The organism is Chitinophagaceae bacterium (assembly GCA_007695095.1).
In the GTDB taxonomy this organism is placed as follows: Bacteria; Bacteroidota; Bacteroidia; order Chitinophagales; family REEL01; genus REEL01.
Genome location: REEL01000160.1, coordinates 1 through 13,505, shown reverse-complemented (window position 1 = coordinate 13,505; position 13,505 = coordinate 1). Strand labels below are relative to the sequence as shown.

The 13,505-nt window shown below is 35.9% G+C and carries 17 protein-coding genes; 11 read left to right on the top strand and 6 right to left on the bottom strand.

Annotated elements, in window-relative coordinates; translation table 11 throughout:
- Positions 1-353: 353 nt before the first annotated feature.
- On the bottom strand, positions 354-551 hold the full coding sequence (locus tag EA412_13540; GenBank protein TVR76504.1) for a hypothetical protein: 198 nt from the start codon (positions 549-551) through the stop codon (positions 354-356).
- Positions 552-763: 212 nt separating this feature from the next.
- Here EA412_13540 and EA412_13535 point away from each other — a divergent pair, with 212 nt between their 5' ends.
- The 4 genes from EA412_13535 (at position 764) to EA412_13520 (ending at position 2,495) form a co-directional block, all read left to right on the top strand.
- Positions 764-1,126 (top strand): 30S ribosomal protein S6, encoded by a 363-nt coding sequence (locus EA412_13535; protein TVR76503.1) that lies wholly within the window; start codon positions 764-766, stop codon positions 1,124-1,126.
- Between the two features lie 3 nt (positions 1,127-1,129).
- Positions 1,130-1,396, top strand: a complete 267-nt coding sequence (gene rpsR / locus EA412_13530) for a 30S ribosomal protein S18 (protein TVR76502.1) — start codon at positions 1,130-1,132, stop codon at positions 1,394-1,396.
- Between the two features lie 6 nt (positions 1,397-1,402).
- Entirely contained in the window at positions 1,403-1,849 is a 447-nt protein-coding gene (locus EA412_13525; GenBank protein TVR76501.1) for a 50S ribosomal protein L9, read from the top strand.
- A 109-nt stretch (positions 1,850-1,958) separates the two neighbouring features.
- Positions 1,959-2,495: a hypothetical protein gene (locus EA412_13520; protein TVR76500.1), complete on the top strand. Its 537-nt coding sequence runs from the start codon at positions 1,959-1,961 to the stop codon at positions 2,493-2,495.
- 7 nt (positions 2,496-2,502) lie between these two features.
- Here EA412_13520 and EA412_13515 read toward each other — a convergent pair whose 3' ends face one another.
- The 3 genes from EA412_13515 to EA412_13505 form a co-directional block, all read right to left on the bottom strand.
- Positions 2,503-2,934 (bottom strand): hotdog fold thioesterase, encoded by a 432-nt coding sequence (locus EA412_13515; protein TVR76499.1) that lies wholly within the window; start codon positions 2,932-2,934, stop codon positions 2,503-2,505.
- A 5-nt stretch (positions 2,935-2,939) separates the two neighbouring features.
- A complete protein-coding gene (locus EA412_13510; protein TVR76498.1) occupies positions 2,940-3,599 on the bottom strand; it encodes a DUF2145 domain-containing protein in 660 nt (219 codons plus the stop codon).
- 104 nt (positions 3,600-3,703) lie between these two features.
- The gene (locus EA412_13505; GenBank protein TVR76497.1) at positions 3,704-4,150 is read right to left on the bottom strand and encodes a DUF4878 domain-containing protein; all 447 of its coding nucleotides are present in this window, start codon (positions 4,148-4,150) and stop codon (positions 3,704-3,706) included.
- Positions 4,151-4,155: 5 nt separating this feature from the next.
- On the opposite strand from EA412_13505, the gene EA412_13500 reads away from it, so the two are divergent.
- Together EA412_13500 and EA412_13495 are read left to right on the top strand one after the other, a co-directional pair.
- A complete protein-coding gene (locus tag EA412_13500) occupies positions 4,156-4,341 on the top strand; it encodes a hypothetical protein (protein TVR76496.1) in 186 nt (61 codons plus the stop codon).
- Positions 4,342-4,386: 45 nt separating this feature from the next.
- Positions 4,387-4,764, top strand: coding sequence for a glutaredoxin (locus EA412_13495; protein TVR76495.1), 378 nt, complete (start codon positions 4,387-4,389; stop codon positions 4,762-4,764).
- An 8-nt stretch (positions 4,765-4,772) separates the two neighbouring features.
- On the opposite strand, the gene EA412_13490 is transcribed toward EA412_13495, so the two are convergent.
- Positions 4,773-5,204 carry an aminoacyl-tRNA hydrolase gene (locus EA412_13490; GenBank protein TVR76494.1) on the bottom strand — a complete coding sequence of 144 codons (432 nt, stop codon included), beginning with the start codon at positions 5,202-5,204 and terminating at the stop codon, positions 4,773-4,775.
- Positions 5,205-5,227: 23 nt separating this feature from the next.
- Positions 5,228-6,760, bottom strand: a complete 1,533-nt coding sequence (locus tag EA412_13485) for an AbgT family transporter (GenBank protein TVR76505.1) — start codon at positions 6,758-6,760, stop codon at positions 5,228-5,230.
- 230 nt (positions 6,761-6,990) lie between these two features.
- On the opposite strand from EA412_13485, the gene EA412_13480 reads away from it, so the two are divergent.
- The 5 genes from EA412_13480 (at position 6,991) to EA412_13460 (ending at position 13,285) form a co-directional block, all read left to right on the top strand.
- Complete coding sequence (locus tag EA412_13480) at positions 6,991-7,347, top strand: response regulator (GenBank protein TVR76493.1); 357 nt, start codon at positions 6,991-6,993, stop codon at positions 7,345-7,347.
- A 12-nt stretch (positions 7,348-7,359) separates the two neighbouring features.
- Positions 7,360-8,280, top strand: a complete 921-nt coding sequence (locus EA412_13475) for a YihY/virulence factor BrkB family protein (GenBank protein ID TVR76492.1) — start codon at positions 7,360-7,362, stop codon at positions 8,278-8,280.
- Positions 8,281-8,495: 215 nt separating this feature from the next.
- Entirely contained in the window at positions 8,496-9,881 is a 1,386-nt protein-coding gene (locus tag EA412_13470; GenBank protein ID TVR76491.1) for a sigma-54-dependent Fis family transcriptional regulator, read from the top strand.
- Between the two features lie 17 nt (positions 9,882-9,898).
- Positions 9,899-12,763 carry a PAS domain-containing protein gene (locus EA412_13465; GenBank protein TVR76490.1) on the top strand — a complete coding sequence of 955 codons (2,865 nt, stop codon included), beginning with the start codon at positions 9,899-9,901 and terminating at the stop codon, positions 12,761-12,763.
- A 66-nt stretch (positions 12,764-12,829) separates the two neighbouring features.
- Positions 12,830-13,285, top strand: coding sequence for a response regulator (locus tag EA412_13460; protein ID TVR76489.1), 456 nt, complete (start codon positions 12,830-12,832; stop codon positions 13,283-13,285).
- Positions 13,286-13,505 lie beyond the last annotated feature (220 nt).

Sequence of the window (13,505 nt, the reverse complement as noted above, 5' to 3'; positions counted from 1 at the left end):
GACAAGGTCTCACAGCCCTTGATTTTTTTCTATCTTTTTTATCAAGAAAAAAGATAAGAGAGAAAAACTATGTATTTCCTATTTTAAAAGAAGTTTTTAGATGAGTTAAAGAGGTCTTTAGATCTTTTTTTAAAAGAAAACTCTTCCTCCTTTCTGTCATGCTGACGTTAGGAATCATCTCCGAATTTCGATTGAAACTGTTGATTAATGGGTAGACAGGTGGCTGAGCAGAGCCGAAGTCAGCGGACTTGAAATTATTTAAAATCTAACTTAAGAAATAGCCTTATGACATAGAATGCCAGCCGGAGGCTGTTCAACACTTACGGTCGCGAGACGCGGAGCGAAAGCGGTCTCTAAATTAATGCGGAGACTCTTACTAAGTACTGCCTTCGACTTGTTTCGACTCCGCTCAACACAAGACTCTCAGGCTGCGGCGATATCAACCGGAGAGAGCTCCCCCCACATTTTTCATTTTCCATCATAAATTTTCCATTCTGCTCTCTTGGGTATTCTTTCCTGCCTACTGCTGCTGCCAACTGCCTACTTTCCATCCTTGGATCTTGGCCTCTTGAAATTTGGGCTCTTGGGTCTTCTCTCCTGTTTCAACCTTTCCAATTTCTACTCATTTCTCTCTTTCTCACATGTTTAAAGAAAAAAACCAAACAATCCCATAAAAAGTAAATATTTTGTTAGAAAAAAGAAATGTTTTTCTATCTTTGCAATCCAAATTTAATTAGTGGAATTAATTTAAACAGTATTATTCATGCAAAATCATTATGAAACCACGGTTATCATCACACCGGTTCTTTCAGAAGAAGATGTTAAGCTTACTATTCAAGCGCATCTTGACTTTCTGAAGGCTAACGGGTCTGAAATAATCCAAGAGGACTACTGGGGTTTAAGAAAACTTGCATACCCGATCAAAAACAAAACGACGGGTATTTATTTTGTTACTGAGTTCAAAGGACCCAGTGATATCATAGACAAGTTGGAATTAAATCTTAGAAGAGACGAAAACGTCTTAAGATTCCTTACCGTGAAGTTAGACAAGTACGCAATTGAGTACAATGACAAAAGACGAAAAGGTCTTATTGGTAAAAAGAAAGAAAAAACTGAAAACTCTTAAAAAATGGCAGGAAAAAATAACATAAGATTTATGACTACCCCGCAAATCGGGAAAGTCACTAAGAAATATTGCCGCTTTAAGAAAGCAGGTATAAAATATATTGATTACAAAGACCCTGATTTTTTACTGAAATTTGTAAATGAACAGGGAAAAATTACACCTCGTCGTGTAACCGGTAATTCATTAAAATATCAAAGAAAAGTTTCACAGGCAATAAAAAGAGCCCGTCACCTGGCTTTATTACCTTATGTAGCGGATCTTTTAAAGTAAAATATTATGGAAATCATATTAATTAAAGATGTTGAAAAATTAGGTTTTGCCAATGATTTAGTAAACGTTAAGACAGGCTATGCAAGAAATTACTTGCTGCCTAACGGATTTGCTATCATTGCCAACAGCTCTAATAAAAAACAAAGAGAAGAGACCTTAAAACAACTTGAGCGCAAGGAAGAGAAAATGTTGAGTAAGATTCAGGAGGTTATAGATAAGCTTAAAGAAACTGTTATACAGATCGGCGCCAAAGTAGGTACTACAGATAAGATTTTCGGTAGTGTTACTACACACAACCTGGCTGAAGCAATCAAAAAGCAAACCGGTATTTCTTTGGACAGAAGAAAAATTCATATTGAAGAAGAAGTAAAAACAATCGGATCTTATACAGCTGAAGTAAACCTTCATAGCGATATCAAAGTGGATTTGAAATTTGAAGTAGTCGCTGAGTAAGCAGTTAACTCATAAAATAATTAAGCCTCTGTTTTATTACAGGGGCTTTTTTTGTGCCTGCACATGCTAAAAGTTTAATTATTTTTAATAGGTTTGTTAAAAAAATACAATGGATAGTAATATTTATGGAACCGGTACCAGAGTTGAGCACAATCAATTCGGCCCGGGAGTAATTTTGGACGTAAAAACATCCACTTATATAGTTTATTTTAAAACAAAAGGTGAGGTTGAGATTGCTCATACGTTTAAAAACTGGGAAATACTGGAGAAAAAAGAAAGAACGGAAGGCATGGTAACAATTGCTGATGTTGAAAAAGCCATCAGAAATGTGATTGACAGATATAGCGATATCCAATCAGTGATACCTTTGGGAAATCGATGGAAGAATGGTAAAATGATACTCAAACCGGCCGACCCCAATCTGACTCCAAAAGAAATTCCTATCGAGACATTTTTTCATAAAATAGTGATGATGAGAGATCGTCTTCGGGTTATGGAGCAACAAATCAATAAAAGTGAGGGACTGAGTGATGAAGAAAGAGTAAATCTTCAGCAATACATTACCAGAATTTATGGCTCTATGACCACTTTTAATGTACTGTTTAAAAATACAGAAGACCACTTTAAAGGGGAAAGAACTAAATAAACTGTTTTTAAAGCTTGTTTTTTCTCCTGACATTATAAACACCTTTGCCTTCAGCAATCAGGTCGCTTTTGTTATTGTGATAAGCCCACATGGAAGTTACTATAATGCGATTACCGGAGCGGGTAATTTTGCTTTCAACATAAAAATCTTCCGGACGTCCTCTTTGTAAGTAGTCAACACGCATATCTATAGTGGACAAGGTATCTTCGGCGGATTGTAAAGTTGTGATTCCGGCAGCTCCACCGGCAGAATCTAATGCTGTTGCAATAATCCCTCCATGTATGCTTTGAATCCTTGGGTCGCCTATGAATTCTTTACGAAAAGGGATTTTTATTTTTGCATAGCCTTCTTCAATTTCTTCTAAGCTTATGCCCCACCATTTATGCAGCGGAATCATTTCGTCAATGATTTGCTTGTACATTTCTTTATTTCCTATCATAACTTTTACAGACTAGCGAAATGATTTAACACCATTTCAAATTTTTGTTCATCGAAGAAATTGGTGAATCGCAGAATTTCTACTTCACCCGGCTTAACTCTTTCATCAAATAAATCTGTTCCTAAAACTTTAGTAGTTATGCTCCAGACAACTTCTGTGCAGTACATACGCTCATTGTCTTCAATGTTGAAAGAATAGTCAAAGGGTATATTAAGGGTTGCAAGCTCCCTTGCCTGCTCCGAAATGGATAATCTTAGATCTTCTTCAGCTTTTAAACGAACAATCACCAGCGTGCCTTCAAGGCTTTCACGGATGAAAGTAAGCAAACTTTCTTCTATAACACCGGAATTATCGGGGCCATCTTTGGAAATTGCATGCACAACATTCCATTCACCATCACTTTTAACCAATATGCCGCAGTGGGAAACGGGGATTTCTTCATTTAGTACGCCTACTATATAGTCGCTTACCATTCCCCGTCCTTTCCTCAGAATAAAATCTCCGGGTTCTAATATTGAATATTCAAAAGGAATGCTTTTGTAATACTCATGGACAAAGCTAACTGCATCCCTGTCTTTTTCTGTTTGTTGAGTTTCATTTGTACAGGAAAGGAGAAAAATACCGGTGGATAAAATAAAAATAAAACGCATGAATCTGCTGAGCATAAAATGAATTGTGAGCTTCTAAAAATAATCAGATATAAAAATAAAAAACCGGTAAGTAAAAAAGTACTTACCGGTTAATTTTTTTTTCGTGAATCGGAAAAAAATTAGTATTCTAATTCTTCATCATCCCAATCCATTTCCCAGTCGTCTTCCCAGTCGTCCCAGTCATCATCTCCACCCATGTCACCAAAGGCTTCTTCTTTTGACATGTGAACCAACCATTTTCCGTCGACTTTTTTCATTTTCACACTTGCTTCGTTTCCATTTTCGTCGCAGCAATAAGTACAGTCAGCAGTATCACCGGATTCAGTACAGTTTACGTTTTCAACATCCGGAGTGTCAGGAGCTTCTTCGCCGCCCATTCCTGCAAATCCTTCCAATAAGTCTAATAACTCTTTGGTTTCTTTTGTGCCATACTTTTTGGCGTCAGAAAATTCTAGTTTTCCCAAGTGGTTTAGGAATTTTTCAGCCACATCTTCCGGAGATTTGGCTCCTCCACCGCAAGCAGATAATAATCCGATTGCAAAAATAAATACGAATAACTTCTTCATTTTATATGATTTTGAGTTGGTTAATGAATTGCAAAGAAAATCAATTTTTCTTAATTACAAGCATTAACAAAACATTTTTTTTTAAAAATGTATTTATACTGACAGTTAATTTATTAAATAATAATTTTGAAGTTTGCTCAGAAGGTTGTATATTTCAACGTTATACTAGGCCTTTAGCTAAATACATGTAATATTTGGGAAGGCGTATTTTTTCACTTTAATAAATAAAAAAGCTTATGAAAACGCACCCACAGGAAATAATGATTTATTATAATGCAAATTCCAGTTACGGAAAACAGACAGTTGCTTACGCACATAGTTTAAGCCGACATATAAAAGAACTTGAGTTTGATAAAGCATCTCTCACTCCGGTTCAGTGGAAGAGTTTGTTAGCATCAATGAATATAGAGCCTAAAAATCTATTGAATAAATCAGATGATTATTATCAATCTAATATTAAAGGAAAGGAATTTGATGAAGAAGGTTGGTTAAATGTATTAAGCCATAACCCAAACCTTATCAATGGATCTATAGTAGTTATGGGTAAAAAAGTAGTTTTTTGTAAATCGCCTACTGAAATATTCAGAATCTTACAGCCCACGCAACAAGTTTAAGTCATTGCTTAGTCATTCTGAGAGCGATCTCTACGGAATTTTTTCCGCAGTTTCTTCTTTTCAGCGTGCAGTGTTTTAATTTTTAACCTTTTTTCCCGGGATTTCTTTCCCGGCTTAGTTGGGATTCTTTTCTTTTCTTTTTTCAATGCTCTTTTCAGTAATTCCGCCAAAAGGTGAATAGCTCTTTTCTTGTTCATATACTGAGAACGTCTTTCCTGTACATGCAGACTTAGGACTCCGTTCCGGTCAATCCTGTTTTTTTCTTTCTTTCTGATTAAAGCCTTCTCCTCGTCACTTAGAAGTTCAGAATTATCTATATCAAAATATAACTGAACACTACTCTCCGTTTTATTTACATGCTGGCCGCCTTTACCACTGCTTCTTGAGGTTTTAAAGAAAATTTCAGGCTCTAATTCAGTTTGAGTAAATTGACGGGACATAATGCGGCATTTTTTTAATCTGTTTACGGTATATAATATAGTGGCGCTCCGGGACCAAGTGGTATTTCAAAATACATCCATATCATCAGCATTATCATAGAAGATATAGCAAAAGCTATGGAATACGGAATCATAGTGGATATAATAGTACCTATACCTATATTTTTATCATACTTCTGTGCAAAGATAATGATTAGCGGGAAATAGGGTAGAAGCGGAGTGAGTATGTTACTGTAAGAGTCTCCCATCCGGTAAGCGGCCTGTGTCAGCTCCGGAGAATAGCCCATCAACATAAACATAGGTACAAATACAGGCGCCATAATCGCCCATTTTGCTGAAGCACTTCCTATAAAAATATTGATTATACTGGCAATAATGATAAAACTCAGCATCAAGGGGATACCGGTAAAGTCGATTGATTGCAAAAATCCCGCTCCTTTAATAGCCACTATTATGCCCAGATTTGACCAGTTAAAATAGGCTACAAACTGAGCTGCAACAAATGCCAATACTATATAGGCACCCATTCCTTCCATTGATTTTGTCATCATGTCCGACACATCTTTTTCACCCTTAATGCTTTTTACGATTAATCCGTAAACCAGCCCGGGTACAAAGAATAAAATAAGCATCAACACGACTATAGCATCAAAAAAGGGCCTGAAAGTATTCTCATTATTAATATCCCGCAAAATGCCATTCTCAGGTATCGTCATCCAGGCAAAGAGTCCCAGCAATACGATGGTACTTGCAAAAGCTCCTATCAAACCTATTTTTTCTCTCCTGACTAAGGGTTTAGAATCATTTTCATCGACATCTGCCTGCGAACGGTCATATTCACCCAGATGTTTGATGACTATTTTTTCAGTAACTAAAGTTCCCGCTAAAGCAAATACAGGTACCATTGCAGCCATCAGATACCAGTTAGCGGTAGGGTCAACGATATAATCTATGTTTTCTAACTGAGCAGCACTCTGAGTAAACCCGGCGAGCAAGGGGTCCAAAGAGGTTAATACTAGATTTGCGCTGAAACCTCCGGAAACTCCCGCAAATGCTGCCGCCAATCCGGCTATGGGGTGCCGGCCTATACCGTAAAAAATTACAGCACCCAAAGGAATTAAAACTACATATCCGGCATCTGCTGCTAAGCTTGACATCATACCTGCCAATACAAGCGAAACAGTTATTAGCTGTTTTGGAACTCCGCTGACAAAGGCTTTCAGCATTGCCCTAATTAAACCACTGTAATCAGCTACTCCAATTCCCAACATTACAACTAAAACCAGACCTAAAGGTGGAAATTCTACAAATACATCTATCATATCTGTTAAAATCCGCTGAATACCGTCTTTACTCAGCAGGTTTACAGCCGAAATTTTTTCCCCGGTGGCCGGATGAACAGCCGAAAATCCGCTTATACCGGCAATAAATGAGGCTGCTAATACAATTAGTATGAATATGAAGAAAAGGGTCACCGGCTGTGGCAATGCATTTCCGGACTTCTCTACATAGGCTAGTAGTTTGCCAAAAAGTCCTTTGTTATTTGAGTTTGTCAAAAGGTTAAATTTTGCCCTAAATTTACCCAAAAAAATAAAACATCATTCATTTACTGCTAATTTCTTATTGGTAAACAGATATTTTTCTCTCTGTGAGATTGAAGTCAGTATTTTAATTATCTTCAGATTTTTTAATCAGTATTTTGAAAATCTATTGAACATGGAACGGTTTTTGAAACTATAGCTTATGGTGTACCTCTTAGTTAAAATCAGGAATTAATATATATAAAATGGGAAATGTCTTAATAATCGATGATGAATTGGATATTTGTTTTTTGTTAAGTAAAATTATTCAAAAAAAGGGTTGGGAAGTTGATTTTGAGAATAACCTGACGAATGGCATCAAGAAAATAAAGGAAAAAAAGTATGATTTCATTTTTCTTGATTTAAATTTACCGGATGGCTATGGTATGAATTTTATTACTCTGATAAAAAATCATCAGCCCGATTCTAAAATAATTCTCATAAGTGCTTATGATTCTGACGAAGAAAGAAATACTGCTCAGCTAAAAGGAGCGGATAGTTTTATGGGTAAACCATTTAGCGAGGTACAGGTCGCTAATATTTTAAAACCTGCAAGTGCTTGAATGTAAAAGTGTATGAGATTTATTGAAACTATCATCTGGATTTACCGGCTGATAAGAGAAAGCATAGAGCAATTTATTCAGGATAGAGTTTTTAACTTCTCTGCTGCACTGGCATATTATACTATTTTTTCGATAGGTCCGGTGATGATAATTGTGATTTCTTTAGTGGGCTTTTTTTATGAAGATAGGTCTATACAGACTGAGATGTTCGTCCATATAAAGGAAATGTTGGGAGAAGAAGCTGCCGTTCAAATCGAAAATTTAATTGATAATATTTCTCTGAGCGATGAAAAAACGTTTTCTTTCTTTCTGGGCTTAGGCTTTTTACTTTTTGGAGCTACCCGTGCTTTTGTTCAGATTCAGGAAAGTATTAACCAAATTTGGTCTATAAGAGCAACTCCAAAATACGGAATCCTTAAAGCCTTAATAGATCGCTTATTATCTTTTTCTTTGCTAATTACGATGAGCTTTATCCTGTTAGTGTCATTATTTATAAATGCAATAATCAATATTTTTCAAAACGAATTGAGCTCATTATTCCCTGAACTTGCAGTACCTATCGTTCAACTTAGTAATTTGCTCTTTACTTTTTCAATCATCAGCTTTATCTTTTTTATCATTTTTAAGGTTTTACCGGATGCCATCGTTCACTGGAAAGATGCTATGGTAGGCGCAATTGTTACGGCTGTTTTATTTATGCTGGGAAATGCAGGTATCGGATATTATCTGGCTACAGGTGACCTGATGAGCGTTTATGGAGCAGCCGGATCCCTCATAGTCATTCTCGTATGGGTATATTATTCCGCAACCATCTTATACTTTGGGGCAGAGTTTACTCAGGTCTACTCCATAAAATGTGGCCGCAACATTAGACCATCTTCAAAAGCGGTTTCTATTAAAAAGGTTGAACAAGAGAAAAATGATTTGAAATAATAACTATAATTCTTTTACATGCATAATATGCACTATTTTTGGCAAGAAAATGGTTTAATTAACTATTATGCGGTTAACAGCTGATTTCTTTTTTAAGCTGAAGGTTTTTAAAACGAAAATGTAGTTGCTTGTAAAATTTTAGTTGAAAGAATTCTAAATGCCTGACAAATGTGGTATTTAGAGAAATTCGTATATTTAGTGTTTAGAAATGTAATATGAGCAAAGCAGAGAAAATTTTAGTAGTTGATGATGACATGGATATTGGCTTTTTGTTAAAGCGTTTTTTGACAAAAAAAGGATTAGAAGTATTTCATGCAGCCGATGCCGCAAGTGCTTTAGATTACTATAAAAAAGAAAAAGTCAGTTTTGTATTACTGGATTTCAGGCTGGGAGATGTAAACGGGGCTGAGCTGCTTAAAAAGTTTAAAGATTTGAAGCCTGAGGTGCCGGTAGTTATAATTACCGGATATTCAGATATCAAAACTGCGGTAAGTGTTGTTAAGCTTGGTGCTATGGATTACATTACCAAACCTCTCTTACCGGAGGAAATTTGGGCGATTGTTCAAAAAGGCCTGAATCAAAATAAAGTTGTTATAGAAAAGACTCTTAAGAAGAAAAAGATTACTCAAAATGGCAGAGATAAATTTTTAAGAGGTAAAGGTAAATTGTCCAGAGAGCTTTATAAGCAAGTAGAGTTGGTTGCCCCAACAGATTATAGCGTTATTTTGAATGGAGAGAGCGGGACCGGTAAAGAAGTACTGGCAAAAAATATTCACAATCTAAGCAAACGTAAAGATGCACCATTTATAGCAATGGATTGCGGTGCAATTTCTAAAGATCTGGCAGGTAGCGAACTTTTTGGACATGAAAAAGGATCATTTACCGGAGCAATGAAAGCTAAAACAGGTCACTTTGAATTAGCAAATGGAGGTACTTTATTCTTAGATGAAATTGCAAACCTGAGTTATGAAGTGCAGATGTCTTTATTGCGTGTTGTTCAGGAAAGAAAAGTTAAGCCTATAGGCAGCAACAAAGAAATCGATGTAGATATTCGTATCATTGTGGCGACCAATGAAGATTTGATGAAAGCTGTTACCAAAGGAGAGTTTCGGGAAGACTTATATTACCGATTCAATGAATTTAGTATCGCAATACCCCCTTTGCGCCATAGAACAGAAGATATTATGGATTTTGCCCACTTTTTTTTAGAGCAGGTAAATGCCGAACTGGATAAGAATATCACCGGTTTTGAAAAGGATGTTGTCAAAGCCTTTATGGATTATAAATGGCCCGGAAATTTGAGAGAATTAAGAAATATTATTAAAAGAGCGGCTTTGCTTAGTGAAGGAAATAAAGTTCAGGCAAAGACTTTACCAAATGAAATTTCCAATGCTTCCCGTTTTGCTTTTGAAGAAGAAACCATTTTGGATCAACAAGACGGAAATCCGGATATGAAATTAAAAAGAGCAGCCAGAGATGCTGAATACCACACGATAATAGGTGTTCTGAAAAAAGTAGATTACAACAAAAGTAAAGCTGCAAAAATGCTCAATATCGATAGAAAAACTTTGTATAATAAATTAAAGAAGTTCGAAGATTAACTAACAGTGATGAAAATATGAAAAGCAGGTTTTTGGAACGCTTATTTATCGGGAAAAATAATACAACACTGATACTGATAGTCGTTACCTTGTTTCTTACTTTTCTGCCTTCACTGATAAATCTGTTTGGAATTGATTTAGGACGTATTTTAATTCCTTTTTCTCCTGACATAGACAGGTCAGTTACATTTTCAGAATATACTACTTTATATGATGAATATTTAAGCGGCCGCTATATCCATCTTATTTTAGTTACCATTGCAATTACAATAGCATTTCTTTCAGTGGTTTTGTCTTTTGTTGATTTTGGTATTCAAAAGGATGTCAGCACCCCAATTATGGGCGTTGCCTTGTTTTGCGCCGGATGCCTGGATGTTATTCATCTTTTGGTTGCAGGCGGATGGATACAATTTGCTGTTGGTCAGGAAGCTCAGTTAATCACTTTTACCTGGTTTTTTTCCCGCATGTTCCATGCTTTTATTATCACATTTGGAGTCAGTATCTTCCTGATACGCATTTCTCCTTCAAAAAATAAAGAGATTGAAGGCCTCACCAGAAAAAGTTATGTTAGTTATATAAGTATTATTTTTGTTTTGCTGGCTACAATGACAATACTGTTTGTTTTTGTAAATAGGATAATCCCAACCCAGTTATTCCCCGGTAGATTTATACCGCAACCCTTTGAGTTAATTCCCATGGGACTTTATATAATAGGATTAGTATTTATTTTTCCGATTTTTATCAAAAAGTTTCCATCTACTTTTTCTAATATGCTCTTCCTGAGCCTCATTCCGGCAATATTTGCACAGATTCACATGGCTTTCGGATCTCATATAATTTACGACAACCATTTTTTTATAGCTCATTATCTCAAAAATTTATCCTACCTGATACCTTTTATGGGTCTGGCATTGAATTACTTACAAACACATAAAAATGAGCTCAGAATTATTGATGAATTAAATAATGAGGCAATAGAGAAAGAACAAACCAGAAAATTGCTCAGGGGAGTGTTAGATAGTTCATCAAGCGGAATCATTGCTTTCAGAAGATCCTCAAAAAATGAGGATGATAATTATAAATTAGTATTGGCCAATGAAACAGCACTTCAGATTTTAGCTTTAGATGAAAAAATAGTGATGGGCATGGATTTTCGGGATCTGATGCTAAGCATGAATCTGGAGAAATTACATAAACAGCTGTCTCGGGTTTGGATATCTGTTGACTATGAAGAACTCGAGTATGAGTATTCCGGCATTTGGTTAACAGTCAATGCAGTTAAAAAATATAATGAGATTGTAATAACCTTTACAGACATCACCAAACGAAAAATTGCAGAGCAGGCACTGCTGGAAAATAAACAAAAACTGGAGGGGGTATTTAATCAATCATTCCAGCTCATGGGAATTATAAACCTCGATGGTATTATAGTAGAACTGAATCAAACCGGACTGGACTATTTCAATCTCAGCTATAACGAAATCCATGACAAATCTTTGTGGAACCTGCCTTGCTGGACCGGTGAAGCGCTGAACGCAAATAAAATTCAAAAGGCAGTGCATACAGCTCTAAAAGGAGAAGTAGTAAGAATGGAAATCCCTGTAATAGACAGGGACGGACTGGAAAGAGTGCTCGATTTCTCCATTAAACCCGTTACAGATGAAAAACAAGAAATTGTATTACTCATATTAGAAGCCAGAGATATCACTGATTTGAAACTGGCATTAGATAATATTGAAAAAAGTGAAAGTCGTTATCGGGTTTTGGCCGGCACCTTACCTGATTTAGCCGTTTTAATGTTTAATAAGGACTTTATCTATAAATTAATGGAAGGCCAGGCGCTCAGCAGAATTTTTAACAAAAACGAAGTCATACCAATAAATAAACCGGTAAAAGAGGCCTTTGATCCTTATCCTATAGAAGAATGGTTCGATTATCACAGGCAAACTCTTGATGGAAATAGCTTTCAGATAGAAATTTTATTGAAAGACTATTTTTATAAAGTTTATTTTATTCCGTTGAGAAATAAAGAAGGGGAAGTTTATTCCGGCTTAATTGTCTTTTATGATATCACGGTAATTAAAAAATATCAAACGGAATTGGAATACTCCATAGAAGAATTAAACAGGTCAAATCAGGAGTTGGAACAATTTGCTTATGTAGCTTCTCATGACCTTCAGGAGCCCCTGCGGAAAATCAGAACCTTTGGGGAACGCCTGAGTGATAAATATAGCAATTCACTGGATGGTGGAGCAAAAGAATATATAGACAGAATGCAGAATGCCTCTTCCCGTATGCAGGTCTTGATTGATGATTTACTTTCTTTTTCCAGAATTTCCAGGACCAAACCGGAATGGGAAAAGGTAGATTTAAATGTTGTAATGCAGGACATCATTTCTGACTTAGAGCTAAATGTAGAAAAAAGTGAGGCAAAAGTATATGTAGCCAAAATGCCGACCTTAGAAGGTTCAATAAGTCAGTTCAGGCAGTTGTTTCAAAACCTTATCAGCAATGCCGTCAAATTTCGGAAAGATGAGGAACCACCGGTAATTAAAATTGGAGCCTCACTCTTGCAACCGGACGATAAAGTAAAACTCAAAGATCATGTAATTCAGATTACAAATAATAATTACTGGCATTTTACGGTATCAGATAATGGTATAGGATTTGAAATGGATTATGCGGAGAAGATATTTACGATTTTTCAACGCTTGCATGGACGCAGTCAATTTGAAGGTACCGGAATAGGATTGTCTGTCTGTAAAAAAATTGTGGAGCATCACCGTGGAATAATTTTTGCAGAGAGTAAGCCGGGAAAAGGCTCAGTTTTCCACTTAATTTTACCTGAATTTCAGGAAGGTAAGGGTTTTAAAATAACATAATGATTAAAAGACAAGCACAAATCAAAAAAATAGCTTAATTTCGATAGTGCAAATAGATATATTACAATGTCGCATATAAAAAATATTATTATTTTAATTGCTGAGGATGATCCGGACGATTGTTTGATGTTAGAGGAGGCTTTCAGTGAATTAAATGCGGAATGTAATCTTTTCTTTGTAAATGATGGGGAGGAATTGCTTCAATATTTAAAAGGTATCAAAAAGTATAGTGACAGAGAGCGTTATCCATTACCCAATATCATTTTGCTGGATTTGAACATGCCTAAAGTTGACGGTAGGGAAGCCTTGAAAACCATCAAAAATGATGAAAATTTAAGACTCTACCCGGTTATAGTGTTTACTACTTCTGATGCAGAAGGTGATATTGATTGTACGTATGACTCAGGCGTTAACTGCTTTATTCAAAAACCAAACTCATTTAAAGAACTCAAAGTAATCGTAAATCGAATATTTAGATATTGGTTTAAGGTTGTGACATTACCGGAAAATTCAAAAAGCTAACTCCTCTCACTTCCAGGACTGAAGGTCACACCCCTTCTGCAAACCGGCTTCTTTATGGTCTTTCTGCGTGGAGTTTAGATACATTTTCCATTTTCCATCATAAATTTGACATTTTTCTACCTTGGGTCTTGGTCTCTTGGAATTTGTGTCATTATCAATTATCCATTTTCCATTTCCAGCTCTTTCTATTCAGGAGATTATTACACGCGACTTGAGAGCA